The following is a 1,462-nucleotide window of genomic DNA, read 5'->3' as shown; positions in this document are numbered from 1 at the left end:
TATTTACAAGCAGTTCTCTCCAGACTTCTTTGATTTGATCGTGATTGATGAGTGTCATCGCGGCAGCGCCTCTGAAGATTCAGCTTGGCGTGAGATTTTGGATTACTTTTCCTCTGCCACACACATTGGCTTAACAGCCACACCAAAAGAAACTAAGGAAATATCAAGCATTACTTATTTCGGCGATCCTGTTTACAGCTACTCACTAAAACAGGGAATTGAAGATGGTTTCCTTGCCCCGTATAAAGTAATCCGGATTGATATCGATAGGGATCTCCAAGGCTGGAGACCCAGCGCTGGGCAAGTAGATAAACGTGGTCAATTAATCGAAGATCGCATCTACAACCAGAACGATATGGATCGAACCCTGGTCCTGGAAAAGCGTACAGAGCTGGTCGCAAAGAAAATAACTGAATTCTTAACGGCTACTGATCCATTCGCCAAGACTATCGTATTTTGTGATGACATTGATCACGCAGAGCGTATGCGTCAAGCCCTGGTCAATCTAAATCCAGAGCGAGTCAAAGAAAATCGCAAGTACGTCATGCGCATTACCGGTGATGAGCAAGAAGGCAAGGCTGAGCTTGATAACTTCATTAACCCAGAAGAACGTTACCCAGTAATTGCTACAACCTCTAAGCTAATGACTACTGGTGTAGATGCACAAACCTGCAAGCTAGTTGTGCTTGATCAACATATCAAGTCTATGACCGAATTCAAGCAGATGATTGGGCGTGGTACCCGCATTAACGAAGATTACGACAAGTACTGGTTCACCATCATGGACTTTAAAAAGGCTACTGAGCTTTTTGCTGATGAGGCATTTGATGGCCCGCCAATTGTTATCTATGAGCCTGGGGTTGATGATCCCCCGGTTCCTCCAGTGGAGCCGCCAATGCCTCCCGGAGTTGAGTCACCCGTTCCTCCAGAGCCCCCTGGCTTTCCTCCTGGACCAGAGGATGTAAGAGCTAAATACTTTGTGGGTGATGTAGAGGTTCAGGTTATTGCCGAACGGGTTCAGTATTACGGACCCGAAGGTAGGTTGATTACAGAGTCCCTAAAGGACTACACCCGTAAAGCAGTTCGAAAAGACTACTCAACGCTAGATCAATTCCTAAAGAGATGGACTTCTGCCGAGCGCAAGGCCGCTGTTATTAAGGAGCTCGAAGAGCATGGTCTCTTACTGGAGGCATTGGCGAACGAAGTTAATAAAGACTGCGATGCTTTTGATTTAATCTGCCATGTAGCATTTGATCAGCCTGCATTGACTCGTAGAGAGCGTGCAGATCAAGTCAAAAAACGTAACTATTTCACAAAGTATGGCGAACAAGCCCGCAAGGTTCTCGAGGCCTTACTTGAAAAATACGCAGATACCGGTATCGAGAATATCGACGATATTAAGATTCTGACCCTAGACCCATTTAGTAAAATGGGCACAGCCAGCGAGCTTGTATCAGCCTTT

1 protein-coding gene is annotated in these 1,462 nt (G+C 45.8%); it reads left to right on the top strand.

The features are described 5' to 3' along the window. Window positions 1-1,462: EcoAI/FtnUII family type I restriction enzme subunit R (gene hsdR / locus B7Y67_RS17880; protein ID WP_293599787.1), on the top strand; the 1,462-nt coding region annotated here is incomplete at both ends.

This window comes from Polynucleobacter sp. 35-46-11, assembly GCF_002281105.1.
Note: the sequence above shows the minus strand (reverse complement) of the source record. Positions and strands in the feature narration are given on the sequence as shown.